Genomic DNA, 17,149 nt, shown 5'->3' with positions numbered 1-17,149 from the left:
CTCCCCACCCCCTCGACCGCGGGGCATGTATCCTGCTGATCGTGGCAACGCAGCGGCGAACCCCGGGTTCGCAGACTTCACTTCGTGAAGCCAACCGGGCGCGGATTGTCGACGCCATCAAGAAGCACGGCGGGCTGACGCAGGTCGAGCTCGCCGGCGCCACCGGCCTCTCCCCCGCCACGGTGTCCAACATCGTGAAGGAGCTGTCGACCTCGGGCGTCCTGCATACCGCTCAGAGCATCCGGAGCGGGAGGCGCGCCCAGCACGTCACGCTGGCGCACGCGCTCGGACTCGTGGTCGGCGTGCACTTCTCCACCAGGCACATGCGGATCGCGCTCGCGGACGTCGCGCACACGGTGGTCGCCGAGAACCACATGCCGCTCGCCAAAGACCACCGGGCGGACAACGAGCTCGACAAGGTCTCCCTGCTGCTCACCGACATGCTCGAATCCGTGGATGCGGGCCGCGACGAGGTGCTCGCCGTCGGCATCGCGCTCCCCGCCCCGCTGGACAGGGCGAGCGGCACCATCGCCCGCAGCGGCATCATGCGCGGCTGGGACGGCGTGGACGTCGCCGAGGTGATGGAGCGCAGGCTGAAGCGCCCGGTGTTCATCGACAACGCCGCGAATCTGACCGCCCTGGCGGAGTCCAGGCTCGGCGCAGGGCGCGGAAAGCGCAACACGATCACGCTCGAACTCGGGGACGGGATCGGCGCAGGGCTCATCCTGAACGGGCAGGTCTATCGCGGGTTCCACGGCGTGGCCGGCGAGTTCGGGCACACCACCATCCGGGAGAACGGCCCGCTCTGCCGGTGCGGCAACCGCGGCTGCCTCGAAGCCATCGCGGGCGGTCCGGCGATCCTCGACGAGCTGCGCGACCACCTGGGCAGTCTGAAACTGGGCGATGTGGTCATCCAGGCGATGGCCGGGGATGCACGGTGCATCAGGGCCATCGCCGACGCGGGCAAGCACATCGGTATCGCGACGGCGAACCTGTGCAACCTGATCGACCCGGAGCGGGTGGTCGTCGGCGGCGAGCTGGCTAGGGCGGGCGAGCTGCTGCTCGGGCCGATGCGGCACGCCGTCGAGCGGTCGATCATCGTCAACGAAGACCTCATGCCCGACATCGTCCAGGGGCAGCTCGGGACGCGTGCGGCGACGCTCGGCGCGGTCGCATATGCCGTGGACTGCGTGAACATCACGCCGATCGACTCGCCCGCCTGACCCGGCGCGCAACACCTGCGGTGCCACACCCCCCGAATGCGTGTCTATTCGTTATCGAATCCGTTGGCTTCAACTCTTGACGACAACCTCACCACCTGCAACACTCAACCCAGCCGCCAACGATGGCGGTCTCGAATCGGAGGTTTTTCAATGAAGATCGCCACCACGAGAGCGGTCATCGCGTCGGCCGCGATCCTGCTCACAGCCGCAACACTCACAGCCTGTTCCAACGGGTCCGGAAGCGGATCCAGCTCCACCGCCGGTGCCAGCAGCGCCCAGATCGGCCTCCTCCTCCCCGACTCCGTCACCGCCAGGTACGAATCGGCAGACAAGCCGTTCTTCGAGGCGAAGATCAAGGAACTCTGCCCCGACTGCAAGGTGCTCTACTCGAACGCGGACGGCGACGCCAGCAAGCAGCAGCAGCAGGCGGAGTCGATGCTGACCCAGGGCGTCAAGGTCCTCGTCCTCGACCCGTTCGACGGCGAGGCCGCCGCATCCATCGTCGGAGAGGCCAAAGCCAAGAACGTCCCGGTCATCTCCTACGACCGCCTGATCAACAGCCCGGACAGCAACTACTACATCTCGTTCGACAACGAGAAGGTCGGGCAGCTGCAGGCCACGGCGCTCGTCGACAAGCTCAAGAAGGACAACGTCGCCTCCGGCGCCGGCATCCTGATGGTCAACGGCTCGCCGACGGACAACAACGCGACCCTGTTCAAGAAGGGCGCGCACAGCGTGATCGACTCGAGCGGATACAAGGTGCTCGCCGAGTTCGACACACCAGGATGGGACCCCGCGAAGGCCCAGGACTGGGTGGCAGGCCAGATCACGCAGTTCGGTAGCCAGATCAAGGGCATCTACGCGGCGAACGACGGAACCGGCGGCGGCGCGATCGCCTCGCTGAAGGCCGCCAACGTCAGCCCGATCCCGCCGGTCACCGGACAGGACGCCGAGCTCGCGGGCATCCAGCGCATCCTTGCCGGCGACCAGTACATGACGGTCTACAAGGCGCTCAAGCCCGAGGCGGAGAAGGCGGCAGAGCTGGCCGTCGACCTGGCCAACGGCAAGAAGCCGAAGGGTGACACGACGGTCAACACGGCGGGTGGCGCTGCCATCCAGTCGTTCCTGCTGACCCCGGTCGCCGTGACGACGGACAACATCGAGAGCACGGTCGTCAAGGACGAGTTCTACGGTTCCGACTCCGCCGCCAAGATCTGCACCGCAGACTACAAGGCCGACTGCGACAAGTACGGCATCAAGTAGCCCATCGAAGACCCGGCCGGGGATGCGGAAGCGCACCCCCGGCCGGGCCGATTCCGGCCTACCCTGGAACCGCGCAATACCCGCATTGCCAGCACCGAGCACCACCCGCTCCGCCCTTTCAGTCCAAAGGAGAACACCGTGACGATGGAATCCGCCGTCGCAGAACCCGAACGGTCGACGCGCCAGCCCGTCCTCTCCCTCCGAGGGATCTCGAAGGGCTTCGGCGCTGTCCAGGCCCTCACCGACATCGACCTCGATGTCTACCCGGGAGAGGTCGTCGCCATCGTCGGCGACAACGGCGCAGGCAAGTCGACCCTCGTCAAGATCCTGGCGGGCGTCCACCCGCAGGACGCGGGAACGGTGACGTTCGACGGCGACAGGGTGAGCATCCCGTCGCCGTCCGCGTCCCGCGAGCTCGGCATCGCGACCGTGTTCCAGGACCTCGCGCTCTGCGACAACCTGGATGTGGTCTCCAACCTCTTCCTCGGACGCGAGATCGCCAGGGGAACGCTCGACGAGGAGGAGATGGAGAAGCGGTCGTGGAGCCTGCTCCGTCAGCTCTCCGCGCGCATCCCGTCGGTGCGGATCGCCGTGGCGTCGCTCTCCGGAGGCCAGCGCCAGACCGTGGCCATCGCCCGCTCGCTGATCGGCGAGCCGCGCGTCGTCATCCTCGACGAGCCGACCGCCGCCCTCGGCGTCGCGCAGACCGCCGAGGTGCTCAACCTGATCGAGCGCCTGCGCGAGCGCGGCCTCGGCGTGGTGCTCATCAGCCACAACATGGCCGACGTGCAGGCCGTCGCCGACCGCGTCGCCGTGCTGCGACTCGGCCGCAACAACGGCACCTTCCGCGTGCCGGACGTCAGCTACGAGGAGATCATCTCGGCCATCACCGGCGCGACCGACAACGTCGTCACGCGCAGGGCCGAGCGCCTCAGCGAAGAAGTAGAGCAGCTCACCGAACGGAGTGCGGACGCATGACCAAGACCGAGACGCCCGCGGAGGTCGCCGCCGACCTCCAGGACGAACGCCTGATCCGCTCCGAAGGGCTCAGCGGCGCCGTCAAGTCGTTCGGGATGCGCGTGCGCGGTGGCGACCTGGGCTCGCTGCCTGTCGTGGTCGGCCTCGTGGTGATCTGGGCCGTGTTCCAGATCCTCAACCCGAACTTCCTGTCCGCGAACAACCTCGTCAACCTCACGCTGCAGTGCGCCGCGGTCGGCACGATCTCGATCGGCATCGTGCTCGTGCTGCTGCTCGGCCAGATCGATCTGTCGGTCGGGTCGGTCAGCGGTCTGGCCGCCGCGATCATGGGCGTCGGCCTCACGCAGCTGCACTGGCCGCTCATCGTCGCGGTGATCGCCGCGATCATCGCCGGTGTCGCCGTCGGCTATCTGTACGGGTTACTGTTCACCCGGTTCGGGGTGCCGTCGTTCGTCATCACCCTGGCCGGCCTGCTCGGCTTCCTCGGTCTGCAGCTGTGGGTGCTCGGCCCGAACAGCTCGATCAACATCCCGTTCGACTCGTGGATCGTGCAGTTCGCGCAGCAGACCTTCCTTCCGCCGTGGGCAGCGTACGCGCTGGCCGTGATCGCCGCGGTCGCGATGTTCCTCTCCGACTGGCGCCGGTCGGAGCGCCGCCGCAAGGCCGGCCTCTCGCAGGGGTCGATGACGGTGATGCTGGTGAAGTCGGTGCTCCTGCTGCTGGCCCTCGGGGTGAGCGTCTGGTACCTCTCCACCGACCGCGGCACGGGCGCGATGTTCCTGCTGTTCGTGATCCTCGTCGTCGTGATGAACTTCTTCCTCACCCGCACCCGCTGGGGCCGGTCGGTGTTTGCCGTCGGCGGCTCCGTCGAGGCCGCGCGCCGCGCCGGTATCAAGGTCAACCGGGTCTACATCTCGGTGTTCATCCTGTGTTCGACGTTCGCGGCGGTCGGCGGCCTGCTCGCTGCGGCCAGACTCGCATCGGTAAGCGCGGCCAGCGGCGGGACGGACACCAACCTGAACGCGATCGCCGCCGCCGTCATCGGTGGGACGAGCCTCTTCGGCGGACGCGGAAGCGCCTGGTCGGCCCTGCTCGGCATCCTGGTCATCCAGTCGATCTCCAGCGGCCTGACGCTGCTCAACCTCGACTCGTCGATCCGCTTCATGATCACCGGCGCCGTACTGCTGCTCGCGGTCATCATCGACTCGCTCTCCCGCCGCTCCCGCGCGTCGCACGGCCAGGCATAGCTCCGGCCGCGCGCGGCGGCGAGGCATGTGAGATGGTGGTCGTGTGACCCGCACGACCACCTTCCGCGCCCGGCTGCTGCGACGGGATGCTCCCCCGCAGACCGTCACGGTCCGCGCGGCCTCCGACGCCCCGCCGCGCACGCTGCGGCGACCCGCGGGCGGCGGTGGCCAGCTGACGTTCGACGTTTTCGCCCTGGTGGATGCCGACGGCTGGCCGAACGAGGCGACATACTCCTTCGTGGAGTCTGTGCAGAGGGCGGCGGCCGACGCGGACGTGTGATGGCCTGTTGCGAGGAAGCGATGCGGAGGGAAGGCACATGAGCACTGCGAGCTCTGCCGATGGCACCACCATCGGCTACGAGGCCGTCGGCAACGGGCCGACACTGATCCTGGTCGAGGGCGCGATGTCATCCAGGGGAGGCTCGGCGAGCCAGCTCGCCCCCGAACTCTCCGACGCGTTCACGACCGTCGCGTACGACAGGCGCGGGCGCGGCGGGAGCACGGACACGCTGCCGTTCTCGGTGGACAGGGAGATCGAGGACATCGACGAGCTGATCGAGGCCGTGGGAGCCCCCGCGGTCGCGTTCGGGATGTCGTCCGGCGCGATGCTGCTGCTGCGAGCGGCCGCCGCACTCGGTCCGGAGCGGATCTCCGCCGTCGTCCTGTACGAACCTCCGCTGATGCCGGATGCGGCGCTCGACGGCGCCAGGCAGTACACCGCCGACCTCGCCGAAACGCTGGCGGACGGGCGCCGCGGCGACGCCGTCGCGCTGTTCCTCGCCAGGGTCGGGATGCCGGAACAGGCCATCGACGGGATGCGCCACTCCCCCGCGTGGCCGGGCATGGAGGCCATCGCCCCCACGCTGGCGTACGACGACGCGGCGATGGGAGACAGTGCGGTGCCCGACGATGTCGTGCACCGGGTGCGCATCCCGGTGCTGTCGCTGGCGGGCGGGGCGAGCCCGGCGTTCCTGCAGTACGGCGCGCGCGAACTCGCCGCGGCGATCCCCGGCGCGGCCTTCGAGGTGGTCGAAGACCAGACCCACAGCTTCGCCCCGGATGCCGTCGCGGCGCCCGTGCGCCGGTTCCTGGCGACGAGACTCCAGTAACTGTCGCGTATCCCGGGCGTTTCGCGACAGTTACTGGTATCTCGCCAGGTGCGCTGGCGCGGGTCAGGCGGGGCGGGCGGAGGCGGCGGCAGCCGCGGCGCGCGGGAGCGCGGCGAGGATGCGGTCGACGGCCGCGTCGTCGTGCGCGGCCGTGACGAACCACGCCTCGAAGACGCTCGGCGGCAGGGAGACGCCGGCGTCGAGCATCGCGTGGAAGAAGTCGCGGTAGCGGTACGCCTCCTGGCGCTGCACCTCGGCGTAAGTCCGCGGCGCCTCGGCGAAGTCGCCGAACACGAAGCTGAACAGGTTGCCCGCCCGCTGCACCCGGTGGGCGACGCCCGCCGTGCTCAGCGCGTCGGACACCGCGGACGACACCGTGTCCGCCACGCGGTCGAGCCGGTCGTAGACCGCCTCGTCGGCGAGCGCCAGCGTGGTGAGCCCGGCGGCGACCGCGACCGGGTTCCCCGACAGCGTTCCCGCCTGATAGACCGGGCCGGTCGGCGCGAGGAAGTCCATCAGCTCGGCGCGACCGCCGAGAGCAGCCAGCGGCATCCCTCCGCCGATGACCTTGCCGAACGTGACCAGATCGGGCGTGTACCCGCGGTCCAGTCCCCAGAATCCGGCGTCACTCACGCGGAAGCCGGTGAGCACCTCATCCAGGATCAGCAGCGCGCCGAACTCGTGGGCGATGTCGGCGAGTGCTGCGTTGAAGCCCGCGTCCGGTGGGACGACACCCATGTTCGCTGCGGCGGCCTCCGTGATGACGGCCGCGATGTCCGGGCCGTGCGTCTCGAAAACGGCGCGGACCGCATCCAGGTCGTTGTACGGCAGCACGAGTGTCTGCGCGGCCGTCGCCTCGGTGACCCCGGCCGAGCCGGGCAGCGCCAGCGTCGCCAGGCCGGAGCCGGCCTCGGCGAGCAGGCTGTCCGAGTGGCCGTGGTAGTGCCCGGCGAACTTGATCAGCAGCGGGCGGCCGGTGAAGCCGCGGGCGAGCCGGATCGCGGTCATGGTCGCTTCCGTGCCGGTCGAGACGAGCCGCAGCTTCTCCACGAACGGCACGCGGGCGAGCACCGCTTCCGCCAGCTCGGTCTCCGCCGGAGTGGATGCGCCGAACGACAGCCCACGCGCAGCGGCGGCCTGCACAGCGGCGACCACCTCGGGATGCGCGTGCCCCAGGATCGCGGGACCCCACGACGCGACGAGGTCCACGTACTCGCGGCCCTCCGCATCCGTGATGTACGGACCGCTCGCCGACACCATGAACCGCGGGGTGCCGCCGACCGAGCGGAAGGCACGCACCGGCGAGTTCACACCGCCGGGGATCACCCGCTGGGCGCGCTCGAACTGCGCGAGGTTCACGTCGCCGATGGCTGCGCCGTCCGCCAGAGCATCCAGGTCGCTCATCGCAGCCACCTCGCGACCTCGGTGGCCCAGTAGGTCATGACGGCATCTGCTCCGGCCCTGCGGGCGCCGATCAGCGTCTCCTCGACGATGCGGCGGCGGTCGACCCAGCCGTTCGCTGCGGCGGCCTCGACCATCGCGTACTCGCCGGACACCTGGTACGCCCACACGGGGACGTCGCTGATCGCGGCGACGTCGCTCAGGACGTCGAGGTAGCTGAGAGCCGGCTTGACCATGAGGATGTCCGCGCCCTCCTCCAGGTCGAGGCGCGCCTCGCGCAGGCCCTCGCGGCGGTTGGCCGGGTCCTGCTGGTATGCGCGGCGGTCGCCGGACAGCTGGGAGTCGACGGCCTCGCGGAACGGGCCGTAGAAGGCGGAGGCGTATTTGGCCGCGTAGGCGAGGATGACGGTGTCGGTGTGCCCTGCCCCGTCGAGCGCGTCGCGCACGGCGGCGACCTGGCCGTCCATCATGCCGCTGAGGCCGAGCAGCTGCGAGCCGGCGTCGGCCTGCGCGACGGCCATGTCGCGGTAGCGGAGGAGGGTGGCGTCGTTGTCGACCCGGCCCTGTGCATCCAGGACGCCGCAGTGGCCGTGGTCGGTGAACTCGTCGAGGCAGAGGTCGGTCTGCACGACCAGTGCGTCGCCCACCTCGGCGGCCAGCGCGGTGGTGGCGACGTTGAGGATGCCGTTCGGGTCTGTCGCGGCCGAGCCGGTCGCATCCCGGGTCTCCGGCACTCCGAAGAGCATCACGCCGCCGACGCCTGCCTCGGCCGCCTCGGTGGCTGCACGCTTGAGGGAGTCGATGCTGTGCTGCACGACGCCGGGCATCGACTGGATGGGCAGAGCCTCGCCGATCCCCTCGCGTACGAACATCGGAAGGATGAGTTCGCCGGGATGGAGCCGGGTCTCGGAGGTCAGACGGCGCAGGGCAGGAGACTGCCGGAGGCGTCGTGGTCGGACAACAGGATGCGTCACGTCACTCACGTCACAAGCCTACGCGCCCGCGTCTGAGCCCCCTCCCAGCTTTCGGAGGGCGCCCCAGGGCGCAGAAGTTATTCGGAGGCGTGGGCGGCGTCGACGAGGGACTCGATGAGGGAGGTGGCGGTGCGCTCGGCGGCGATCACGTCGACGCGGAGGCCGAAGGCGCGGGCGTCGCGGGCGGTCTGCGGGCCGATCGCGGCCACCAGGGTCGATTCGGGGATGGGGCCGAGCTGCTGCTGCACCTGCTCGGCGACCGATCCGGAGGTGACGAGGATGGCCTGCACGAGCCCGTCGGCCACATCCCGCACCACGTTCTCCGGCACCGGGACGCCGATGGTTCGGTAGGCGACCACGGATTCGACGTCGTGGCCGATGCGCTTCAGGCCCTCGGTGAGGAGCGGCTTCGCGATCTCAGAGCGCAGCGTCAGCACGCGGAGCGGAACGATGCCGGCGGTGGCGGCCTCCCACTCCTCGAGCAGACCGCGGGCCGAGTTGTCCTCGGAGGGGACGAGGTCGACCTTGTAGCCGGCGGCGGCGAGAGCGGCCGCCGTGGTCTCTCCGACGGCGGCGACCCTGGTCGACGGCGGGACGACGGCGCGCTGCGCGCTGAGCACATCCACCGTCGTGGCGCTGGTGACCGTCATCCAGTCGAACTCGCCCGCCGCCAGCCGGGCGAGCGCCGCTTCGAGCGCGGGCGCATCGGCGGTCGGCGCGAAGTTGATCATGGCCGCGACGATCGGGGACGCACCCTTGGACCGCAGATCAGCGGCCACCGAGTCACCCCACGGCCCGCCGCGCGGCACGAGGACGCGCCAGCCGGCGAGCGGTTTGGGTGAAGCGGAAGGGGTGGTCATCGCGTGCTCCCGAGCGGTGCAAGGTCGGCGGCCCCCGCGCCGAGCAGTTCGTCCACCACCCGTTGGCCGACGTCGCGTGCCGCCTCGTCGAGGTGGCGTGCGCTCATCGATTCCGGGGTGGCGGCATGGGATGCGGTCAGCTGCTCCGAGCCGTCCGGCCGGTAGACCGTGGCGGTGAGGAAGAGCAATCCGTCGTCCACGATAGCGGTCGCGCCGATCGGTGCGGCGCATCCTGCCTCGAGTCCGGCGAGGACGTGTCGCTCCGCGGTCACGCAGGCGCGCGTCGTGACGTGGTCGACGGCCGAGAGCGCCTTGGCGATCGGGCCCTGGGCCTTCTCGTCTCCCGCGCGGACCTCGATGGCGAGAGCGCCCTGTCCGGGCGCCGTCGGAACGGTCGACAGTGCGAAGAAGTCGGTGACGGCCTCGGAGCGGCCGAGCCTGGCGAGACCGGCGGCGGCGAGCACGACGGCGTCGAGGTCGCCGTCGGCGACGCGGCCCAGCCGGGTGTCGACGTTGCCGCGGATGTCCACGACGTCGAGGTCCGGGCGCCTGGCCTTCAACTGGGCGACGCGGCGCGGCGAACCCGTGCCGACACGGGCGCCGTCGGGAAGCGTCTCGAGCGTGAGGCCGTCGCGGGCGCACAGGGTGTCGCGCGCGTCTGCCCGCTTGGGCACAGCGCCGATGACGAGGCCGGCGACGGGCGAGGTCGGGAGGTCTTTGAGCGAGTGGACGATGAGGTCGCACTCGTCGGCGAGCAGCGCATCCCGGAGGGCACTGGCGAACACGCCGGTGCCGCCCAGCTCCGAGAGCGAGTCCCTGGAGGTGTCGCCGTGGGTGGTCACGGTGATCAGCTCCACGTCGCGGCCGGTCGCCTTGGCGATGGCGTTCGCGACGACCGTGGTCTGCGCCACGGCGAGCGCGCTGCCGCGGGTGCCGACGCGGAGCACGCCGTCACGCCGCTCGACAGCTCCGGATGCGCGGCTCACCGTGCCGGTCACGGCGCGAGCCCCGCGGCGGCCGGCTTGAAGCCGAGCCTGGCGTTCTCGCAGCACCCTGGGCGGCAGACGTCGTACCAGGGACCGATCGAGGTCATGGCCGGACGCTGGTCGACGGGCACGCCGTCCCGGCGTTCGAGCACCAGGTCGACGAGACCGGAGACGTACTTGTGGTGGGTGCCGGGGGTCGGGACGCGGACGGCGACGAGGCCGTTCTCCTCGCTGGACTCCATCGCCTCGTTGTCGAGGTCCCAGAGGACCTCCATGTGGTCGCTGACGAACCCGAGGGGCACGATGATGACCGCACGGATGCCCTTGGCCGGGAGTTCGGCGATGGCGTCGTTGATGTCCGGCTCCAGCCACGGCATCGACGGAGGGCCGGAGCGCGACTGGTAGACCAGCTGCCACTTCACCACGCCGTCGGTCGCCGCCTGGGCGACGACCTCCGCCACAGCCAGGTGCTGCGCCGCGTACGCGCCGCCCTCGCCGAAGCCGCGGGAGGCAGGGCCGGACTTGGCCGCATCCACCGAGGGGATGGAGTGGGTCGAGAACAGGATCTCCACCTCGGTGGCCGGGTCGATGCCCGGCACCTTCTGCTCGATCTCGGCCAGGCCGTTGCGCACGCCCTCGATGAACGGCTCGACGAAACCGGGGTGGTCGAAGAACTGGCGCACCTTGTCGATCTCGATGACGCCTTCGAGGCCGGTCTCCTCGAGAGCCATCGCGAAGTCCTCGCGGTACTGGCGGCAGCTCGAATACGACGAGTACGCGCTGGTGGCGATGGCGATGATCTTCGTCAGCCCGCGCTCGTTCGCCTCGGTGAGGGCGTCCTTGAGGTACGGGTCCCAGTTGCGGTTGCCCCACAGCACGGGCAGGTCGATGCCGCGGGATGCCAGCTCGGCTTCCAGCGCCGCCTTGAGTTCGCGGCTCTGGTCGTTGATCGGGCTCACGCCGCCGAAGTGGCGGTAGTGGTGGGCGACCTCTTCGAGCCGCTCCTCCGGGATGCCGCGGCCGCGCGTGACATTGCGGAGGAACGGGATGACGTCGTCCTGTCCCTCCGGGCCGCCGAAGCCGGCGAGCAGGATCGCGTCGTAGGCGACGGGCTCGGTCACGTGCTCGGGGCCGGAGGCCGCTGCCGGCGTCGCACCGAGGACGCGGGCGGTGGTGTCGACGTCGGTCACTGGAGCACCTCCACGAGCTCGGCGGGCTGCACGCGGCGGCCGGTGAAGAACGGGACCTCTTCGCGGACGTGCAGGCGCGCATCCGTCTGGCGCAGGTCGCGCATGAGGTCGACGAGGTCGGTCAGCTCGTCGGACTCGAGCGGCAGGATCCACTCGTAGTCTCCGAGGGCGAACGACGCCACGGTGTTGGCGAGGACGGAGCGGAACGCCGCACCCTTGCGTCCGTGCTCGGAGAGCATCCGGCCGCGCTCCTCGTCGGGCAGCAGGTACCACTCGTAGCTGCGCACGAACGGGTAGACCGTCAGCCACTCCTTCGGCTCCTTGCCGCGGAGGAAGCCGGGGACGTGCGACTTGTTGAACTCCGCATCCCGGTGCACGCCCATGGCGTTCCAGGTGGGGAGGAGGGCTTTGAGGAGCTGCGTGCGGCGCAGCTGGCGGAGCGCCCACTGCAGGGTGTGCGCCTCCGGGCCGTGGATCCAGATCATGACGTCGGCGTCGGCGCGGAGGCCGGAGACGTCGTAGAGACCGCGGGTCGTCACGTTCTGCAGTTCGAGGTCGGCGATCACGCCCTCGAGCTCTCGGACCGCCCGGGGCACGTCTGTGCCATCGAGGTCGTCCGGGCGGGACGGGTCGCGACGCAGGACGGCCCAGAGCGTGTAGCCGCTGGGGGTGACGGCGTCAGCGTCTTCGTGTGTTGCCGGTGTTTCGTTGGGGGTGCTCGAATCTGCCGGTGCGGCAGCCGGGTTAGTCATACCTCACAGTCTCCCTCCCAAACCTGTGAGAGCCAAAACAGCCCTGTGAGAGCCGGATGCGTCCCGTCCCGTCACTTGGTGACGGAGCGGACGATCAGCCAGACCACCCCTGCGACCGCCGCTGCGGCGGCCACGGCGATGCCGACCAGCGCGAGGGGGTTGTCCGTGCGCAGCCGCTCGATGCGCTCTGCCGTGCGCTTGGGGACGTTGAGCTTGTATTCGATCGCGTCGAGGGTGGCCGCGAGTTCGTTGCGGGCCCGCTGCACGTCGCTGGTGTCAGTTGTCATACTTGCCCATCCCCTTGAACGCCTCGGTGTCCTCCTTGATGCTGTCGATCGTCTGGCTCGGAGCGACACCGTTCATCTTCTTGAACGACTGCACCCCGATCAGCACCAGGATGCCCGCCAGCAGCAGCAGCGCCACGAACACGATCAGCGCGGCCAGCCAGCCGGGCAGCACGACGGCCAGGCCCAGGACGGCGGCGGCCACGAGGGTGCCGAGTGCGAAGAAGCCGAACCCGGCGGCCACGACCATCAGGCCTATGCCGACACCGGCATATTTCGCCTTCTCGGCGAACTCCGCCTTCAGATGGGCGAGTTCGGCCTTCAGCAGCTCGATGAGCAGCCGCGGGAGGTCGGCGATCAGCGCGAACAGCGATCGCGAGCGTGCGCGTTCGTCGTCAGTCATATCGGTCACCGTACTCCTGCTTCGCTCAAACCCGATCGGCATCCGGTGCTGAGCCGTCCGCCGCCTTCAGTGCGGCCTCCGCGGCCGGTGCGGGAACGGGCGCCTTCGACTCCTGGCGGCGCTGGTTGGCCTGCACGATGAGCTTCTTCGCGCTGTCGATCACCGCGCCGGGAACCTCACCGGCCTTCGCTGCCACGAAATCCTCGACCGCGTGCACCTGCTTCTGGATGCCGTCGGACTCCCAGACCTTGGCGGCGGCCGCCTTGATCTGCTCGTAGCGCTTACGTCCGGCACGCGTGCCGAGGACGTAGCCCACGCCAGCGCCCGCGATGAAGAGAAGCTTTCCGCGCATTGCGCACCCCGTTCGTCAAAGGTTCTCGGTCAGTGCCTTCCAGCGTAGCCCCCTGGCGCGCTCGGCCGAATGGCGCGCATCCGGGACCACGGAGGCGAGCCCGGTGCCGGTCAGCCACGAGCCGGTGACCTCCAGCCCCTCGACCGCGTCCGCGGCCTCGCGGACCGCTGCGATGCGCGCACCCTCGCCGAGGGCTGCGTACGGGAGCGCGTTCGTCCAGCGGGTGCGGGCGAAGGCGGCGACCTCGGATTCCGTGAGCGGAATGTCCAGCAGAGTGGATGCGTCGGACACGGCGAGCGCACGCAGCGCAGCGTCGTCGAGTCCGGCGGTCTCCGACGACTTACCCGCCCGCCCGTAGGAGAGGCGCACGACGTGCCGTCCTGCGCCGACCGCTTCGGCGAGCCAGGCCCACTTCGCCGTCGAGTGCGTCATGGCCTTCGCGGACACGTCGGAGCGCTCGGCGTCGGACACGAGGACTCCCGTGCCGCGCGGGGCGGAGGAGAGGCGTTCGTCGGTGAGGACGAGCGTCACCAGTTCGACGCTGGACGCCGGCGGCCAGTCGAGCTCGGAGAGCCGCGCGAGCTCCGGCGACGCCGTCGCCAGCATGGCGAGGGCCGCGGGGGCCGGGGTCGCGAGGATCACCGCGTCGGCCGGCAGCTCCTCGCCGTCGGCGAGGCGGACGGTCCAGCGAGCGGGGAGGGCGTCGGCTGCTTCGGCGGCAGCGTCGGTCTGGGCCGGGTCTGCGCCCCGCGGGGTCGTCTCGTCCGTCTCCGCGTCCTCCGAGTCCGGGGCCACCCACGGCTCGACGGAGACCACCTGCGCTCCTGTCCGCAGCACGCCGCCGTGCTCCGCGATGGCGGAGGCCAGCGCGGCGGGAAGGCGCCACATCCCGCCGTCGATGCCGCCGACGGCGCTGCCCGCCTTCGCGTTCGCGCGCAGCTCACCGACCGCTCCGGAGAGGGAGCCGAGCCGGGTGAGGGCGTTGTTGAGTCCGGGAGCGACCACATCCACGTCGAGGTCGTCCGGCTGGGCCGAGTACACGCCGGTCGCCACCGGGGCGACGAGGCGGTCGAGCACCTTCGCGCCCATGCGCTTGCGCACGAGCGTGCCGAGGCGCTTCTCCTTGCCGATGGTGAGCACCGGCATCAGCCGGTCGAGGTATGCGCGGAGCGCGCCGCCCCAGCCGATCGCGGCGACGACGTCGCTGGCGAGAGGCGAACTGGGGATGCCGAGCAGCCCGGCCTTGGGCAGCGGCACGGTGCGCGACCCGTAGCGCACCCACGCGCCGGCCGGGTTGGGCTGGACGACATCGTCGGACAGGCCGAGCTCCTCGATCAGCGCGGCGACGTGTCCTCCGCGGGTGGCGAAGCTCTCCGCGCCCGCGTCGACCGTGATGCCGCCGACGTCGAGAGCGGCGACGGAGCCGCCGAACGCGTCAGACGCCTCCAGCAGGGTGACGGAGAAGCCCGGCCGCGCGCAGTCCCGCGCAGCGACCAGGCCGGCCATGCCGCCGCCGATCACCACGATGCGGGTCGGTGGAGCCTCGACGACGCTGCGGAGGTCGTCGCCCAGGTCGTCGCCCTGCGCGGCGTTCATCGGCTGTGGACGAACTCGACCAGGCGGGTGAGCACGGCGGGGTCGGTCTCCGGCGGCACGCCGTGGCCGAGGTTGAGGACGTGCGACGGCGCATCCACTCCCCGCTCCAGCACGTCAACGACGTGGGCTTCGAGCACGTCCCACGGTGCGTCGAGCACGGCGGGGTCGATGTTGCCCTGGATGGGGACGACGTGGCCCAGACGACGGCTCGCCTCGTCCAGCGGGATGCGGTAGTCGACGCCGACCACGTCGGCCCCGACCTCGTGCATCGCCTTCAGCAGCTCGCCCGTGCCGACACCGAAGTGGACGATCGGGACGTTGCGGGTCTGCGCGCCCTCCGCCCCGTCGGCGGCAGGCACGTCGTACGTCAGGTCGCGCACGTGCGACAGCGCCCTGGTGGACGCGGGGGCGACGTGCTCCGTGTAGTCCTGCAGCGACAGCGAGCCTGCCCACGAGTCGAACAGCTGCGCGGCGCTCGCACCGGCGAGCACCTGCGCGCGGAGGAAGGCGCCGGTGATGTCCGCCGTCCAGGCCATGAGCTTCGCCCACGCTGCCGGATCGGCGTGCATCAGCGTGCGGGCCCGGATGTGGTCCTTCGACGGGCCGCCCTCGACCAGGTAGGCGGCGAGCGTGAACGGGGCTCCCGCGAAGCCGATCAGCGGGGTGTCCCCCAGCTCGGCGATGGTGATGCGCACGGCCTCGGCGATCGGGGCGAACACCTCGGCGTCGAGGGAGGCGGGGTCGACGGCGGTGAGCCTGTCCACGTCCTCCGCCGTGCGGACCGGGCTGCCGAGCACGGGTCCCTTGCCGGGCACGATGTCCACATCCACGCCGGCGAGGCGCAGCGGGATGACGATGTCGCTGAAGAAGATGCCGGCGTCGACGCCGTGACGACGAACGGGCTGCAGCGTGATCTCGCTGGCGAGCGCAGGGTCGAGGCAGGCGTCGAGCATCCGGGTGCCGACCCGCAGCTCGCGGTACTCGGGGAGCGATCGACCTGCCTGGCGCATGAACCAGACGGGTGTCACCGCCTGCCGTTCCCCTTGGTATGCGCGGACGAGGCGACTGGATGCGGTGCGTCCGGCGGCGAGTGGATGGGTAGGGTCGAGGGTGTTCACCCCCTGATTCTGCCAAAGTGCAGGGAATCGAACCTGAGCGCGCGGCATGAGCGGCTTCCGATTCGAGGTTCTGCCCGGGCGAGCGTAGGCTCTCTGGCGTGCTTCTGTGCTTCTCGTCGAGTCATCGCACTGCGAACTTCGACCTCCTGGAACGGCTCGAGCGAAACGCTCCGGCCGTGACCGCCGCACTCGCGGAGCACAGCGAGGTCATCAGCGGGTCGGTCGTCCTAGCCACCTGCAACCGCTTCGAGGCGTACCTCGACATCGACGAGCCGCTGCCCGCCGCCCGCGCCGTGTCCGCGGAGACGGTCATCGAGGCCGTGAGCGCCGCATCCGGGATCGACGCGGACGAACTGCGCGCGTCGAGCACCGTGATCTGCGACCACGGCGTCGCCGAGCACCTGTTCGCCGTCTCCTCCGGGCTCGAATCCGTCGTGGTCGGCGAGGGCGAGATCGCCGGGCAGGTGCGGCGTTCGCTCGAGGCCGCCCGCGCATCCGGCACGGTCACCAGCGAGCTCGAACGACTGTTCCAGGGCGCATCCCGCACCTCCAGGGGCGTGAAGAACCGCACCGGGATCACCACGGCAGGCCGTTCGATGGTGCGCCTGGCCCTCGACCTCGCGGAGAGCCGCGTGACCGACTGGTCGGCGACCCGCGTGCTGCTGGTCGGCACCGGCGCATACGCAGGAGCCAGCCTCGCCGCCCTGCGCGACCGCGGCGTGACGGACGTGCGCGTGTTCTCGCCGTCGGGTCGCGCGGCCAAGTTCGCCGTGTCGCACGCCATCGAGCCGGTGGAGCCCGGCTACCTGATGGATGCGCTCGCCACCAGCGACCTCGTCGTCACCTGCAGCATCGCGACGGACCCCATCCTCACCAAGCCGCAGCTCGCCCAGGCGCTGCTGCGTCCGGAGTCCGTCGAGCGCCGCCTCATCATCGACCTCGGTCTCCCCCGCAACGTCGACGCCGCCGTCGCGGAGCTGCACGGCGCCGAACTGCTCGACCTGGAGACCATCAGCAGGCACGCACCGCTCGAAGAGCTGAACGCCGCGGAGGATGCGCGCAGCATCGTCGGGGCAGCCGCCGCCGAGTTCGCCGCCCAGTCCGCCGAGCAGGCCGTGACGCCCGCCCTCGTCGCTCTGCGCGGCCACATCTTCGACATCCTGGATGCGGAGATCGAGCGGGCCCGCGGACGAGGGGACTCCAGCGAGCAGACCGAGGCCGCACTGCGGCACCTGGCCGGTGTCCTCCTGCACACCCCGTCCGTCCGCGCTCGCGAACTGGCCCGCGACGGCCAGGCGCAGTCGTTCGTCGACGCCGCGAACGCGCTCTACGGACTCGACATCGGCGATGTCGCCGAGCGCCGCCTGCGCGCGGTCGGCGACGAGAGCGCCGCATCCTGACCACAACCACGAG

General features: G+C 70.6%; 18 protein-coding genes. 7 read left to right on the top strand and 11 right to left on the bottom strand.

Translation table 11 applies throughout. The features are described 5' to 3' along the window. Positions 1–41: 41 nt before the first annotated feature. From B7438_RS01870 to B7438_RS01845, 6 genes are all read left to right on the top strand, one after another. Positions 42–1,223: an ROK family transcriptional regulator gene (locus B7438_RS01870; RefSeq protein ID WP_085367620.1), complete on the top strand. Its 1,182-nt coding sequence runs from the start codon at positions 42–44 to the stop codon at positions 1,221–1,223. 150 nt (positions 1,224–1,373) lie between these two features. Further along, positions 1,374–2,486: a sugar ABC transporter substrate-binding protein gene (locus B7438_RS01865; protein ID WP_085367619.1), complete on the top strand. Its 1,113-nt coding sequence runs from the start codon at positions 1,374–1,376 to the stop codon at positions 2,484–2,486. 144 nt (positions 2,487–2,630) lie between these two features. After that, on the top strand, positions 2,631–3,464 hold the full coding sequence (locus B7438_RS01860) for an ATP-binding cassette domain-containing protein (RefSeq protein ID WP_085367618.1): 834 nt from the start codon (positions 2,631–2,633) through the stop codon (positions 3,462–3,464). After that, complete coding sequence (locus B7438_RS01855) at positions 3,461–4,711, top strand: sugar ABC transporter permease (protein ID WP_085367617.1); 1,251 nt, start codon at positions 3,461–3,463, stop codon at positions 4,709–4,711. The genes B7438_RS01860 and B7438_RS01855 overlap by 4 nt, the downstream gene beginning before the upstream one ends. 43 nt (positions 4,712–4,754) lie before the next feature. Next, positions 4,755–4,991: a hypothetical protein gene (locus B7438_RS01850; RefSeq protein WP_085367616.1), complete on the top strand. Its 237-nt coding sequence runs from the start codon at positions 4,755–4,757 to the stop codon at positions 4,989–4,991. 37 nt (positions 4,992–5,028) lie between these two features. Next, positions 5,029–5,820, top strand: coding sequence for an alpha/beta fold hydrolase (locus tag B7438_RS01845; RefSeq protein WP_085367615.1), 792 nt, complete (start codon positions 5,029–5,031; stop codon positions 5,818–5,820). Between the two features lie 63 nt (positions 5,821–5,883). Here the strand turns inward: B7438_RS01845 and hemL are convergent, their stop codons facing one another. The 11 genes from hemL to hemE all read right to left on the bottom strand — a co-directional run bounded on the left by hemL (position 5,884) and on the right by hemE (position 15,784). Then, entirely contained in the window at positions 5,884–7,224 is a 1,341-nt protein-coding gene (gene hemL / locus B7438_RS01840) for a glutamate-1-semialdehyde 2,1-aminomutase (RefSeq protein ID WP_085367674.1), read from the bottom strand. Further along, a complete protein-coding gene (hemB, locus tag B7438_RS01835; protein ID WP_085367614.1) occupies positions 7,221–8,195 on the bottom strand; it encodes a porphobilinogen synthase in 975 nt (324 codons plus the stop codon). Before hemB ends, hemL begins: the two co-directional genes overlap by 4 nt. 77 nt (positions 8,196–8,272) lie before the next feature. Continuing rightward, positions 8,273–9,055 carry a uroporphyrinogen-III synthase gene (locus tag B7438_RS01830; RefSeq protein WP_085367613.1) on the bottom strand — a complete coding sequence of 261 codons (783 nt, stop codon included), beginning with the start codon at positions 9,053–9,055 and terminating at the stop codon, positions 8,273–8,275. Then, positions 9,052–10,053 carry a hydroxymethylbilane synthase gene (gene hemC, locus B7438_RS01825; protein WP_085367673.1) on the bottom strand — a complete coding sequence of 334 codons (1,002 nt, stop codon included), beginning with the start codon at positions 10,051–10,053 and terminating at the stop codon, positions 9,052–9,054. The genes B7438_RS01830 and hemC overlap by 4 nt, the downstream gene beginning before the upstream one ends. Beyond that, a complete protein-coding gene (locus tag B7438_RS01820; RefSeq protein WP_085367612.1) occupies positions 10,050–11,231 on the bottom strand; it encodes a ferrochelatase in 1,182 nt (393 codons plus the stop codon). The genes hemC and B7438_RS01820 overlap by 4 nt, the downstream gene beginning before the upstream one ends. Beyond that, positions 11,228–11,983 (bottom strand): hydrogen peroxide-dependent heme synthase, encoded by a 756-nt coding sequence (gene hemQ / locus B7438_RS01815; RefSeq protein ID WP_085367611.1) that lies wholly within the window; start codon positions 11,981–11,983, stop codon positions 11,228–11,230. Before hemQ ends, B7438_RS01820 begins: the two co-directional genes overlap by 4 nt. A gap of 71 nt (positions 11,984–12,054) precedes the next feature. Next, positions 12,055–12,270, bottom strand: coding sequence for a DUF3618 domain-containing protein (locus B7438_RS01810; protein WP_085367610.1), 216 nt, complete (start codon positions 12,268–12,270; stop codon positions 12,055–12,057). Further along, positions 12,260–12,670 (bottom strand): phage holin family protein, encoded by a 411-nt coding sequence (locus B7438_RS01805; protein ID WP_168688349.1) that lies wholly within the window; start codon positions 12,668–12,670, stop codon positions 12,260–12,262. The genes B7438_RS01810 and B7438_RS01805 overlap by 11 nt, the downstream gene beginning before the upstream one ends. 25 nt (positions 12,671–12,695) lie before the next feature. Next, positions 12,696–13,022 (bottom strand): hypothetical protein, encoded by a 327-nt coding sequence (locus B7438_RS01800; RefSeq protein WP_085367608.1) that lies wholly within the window; start codon positions 13,020–13,022, stop codon positions 12,696–12,698. 15 nt (positions 13,023–13,037) lie between these two features. Further along, positions 13,038–14,618 carry an NAD(P)/FAD-dependent oxidoreductase gene (locus B7438_RS01795; RefSeq protein ID WP_085367607.1) on the bottom strand — a complete coding sequence of 527 codons (1,581 nt, stop codon included), beginning with the start codon at positions 14,616–14,618 and terminating at the stop codon, positions 13,038–13,040. Next, on the bottom strand, positions 14,615–15,784 hold the full coding sequence (hemE, locus tag B7438_RS01790) for a uroporphyrinogen decarboxylase (protein WP_143465512.1): 1,170 nt from the start codon (positions 15,782–15,784) through the stop codon (positions 14,615–14,617). The genes B7438_RS01795 and hemE overlap by 4 nt, the downstream gene beginning before the upstream one ends. Positions 15,785–15,834: 50 nt before the next feature. On the opposite strand from hemE, the gene B7438_RS01785 reads away from it, so the two are divergent. After that, the gene (locus tag B7438_RS01785) at positions 15,835–17,136 is read left to right on the top strand and encodes a glutamyl-tRNA reductase (RefSeq protein WP_085367605.1); all 1,302 of its coding nucleotides are present in this window, start codon (positions 15,835–15,837) and stop codon (positions 17,134–17,136) included. Positions 17,137–17,149: the final 13 nt, after the last annotated feature.

Source organism: Leifsonia sp. NCR5 (genome assembly GCF_002105485.1).
GTDB lineage: Bacteria > Actinomycetota > Actinomycetes > Actinomycetales > Microbacteriaceae > Leifsonia.
The sequence above is the reverse complement of the archived record's forward strand: the minus strand, read 5'-3'. Positions and strand labels throughout refer to the sequence as shown.

Excerpts from the sequence above, each read along its gene's own strand:
- B7438_RS01865 (WP_085367619.1), top strand. The coding sequence starts at position 1,374 with ATGAAGATCGCCACCACGAGAGCGGTCATCGCGTCGGCCGCGATCCTG.
- B7438_RS01860 (WP_085367618.1), top strand. The coding sequence starts at position 2,631 with ATGGAATCCGCCGTCGCAGAACCCGAACGGTCGACGCGCCAGCCCGTC.
- B7438_RS01855 (WP_085367617.1), top strand. The coding sequence starts at position 3,461 with ATGACCAAGACCGAGACGCCCGCGGAGGTCGCCGCCGACCTCCAGGAC.
- B7438_RS01845 (WP_085367615.1), top strand. The coding sequence starts at position 5,029 with ATGAGCACTGCGAGCTCTGCCGATGGCACCACCATCGGCTACGAGGCC.
- hemL (WP_085367674.1), bottom strand. The coding sequence starts at position 7,224 with ATGAGCGACCTGGATGCTCTGGCGGACGGCGCAGCCATCGGCGACGTG.
- B7438_RS01830 (WP_085367613.1), bottom strand. The coding sequence starts at position 9,055 with ATGACCACCCCTTCCGCTTCACCCAAACCGCTCGCCGGCTGGCGCGTC.
- hemQ (WP_085367611.1), bottom strand. The coding sequence starts at position 11,983 with ATGACTAACCCGGCTGCCGCACCGGCAGATTCGAGCACCCCCAACGAA.
- B7438_RS01810 (WP_085367610.1), bottom strand. The coding sequence starts at position 12,270 with ATGACAACTGACACCAGCGACGTGCAGCGGGCCCGCAACGAACTCGCG.
- B7438_RS01805 (WP_168688349.1), bottom strand. The coding sequence starts at position 12,670 with ATGACTGACGACGAACGCGCACGCTCGCGATCGCTGTTCGCGCTGATC.
- B7438_RS01800 (WP_085367608.1), bottom strand. The coding sequence starts at position 13,022 with ATGCGCGGAAAGCTTCTCTTCATCGCGGGCGCTGGCGTGGGCTACGTC.
- B7438_RS01795 (WP_085367607.1), bottom strand. The coding sequence starts at position 14,618 with ATGAACGCCGCGCAGGGCGACGACCTGGGCGACGACCTCCGCAGCGTC.
- hemE (WP_143465512.1), bottom strand. The coding sequence starts at position 15,784 with ATGCCGCGCGCTCAGGTTCGATTCCCTGCACTTTGGCAGAATCAGGGG.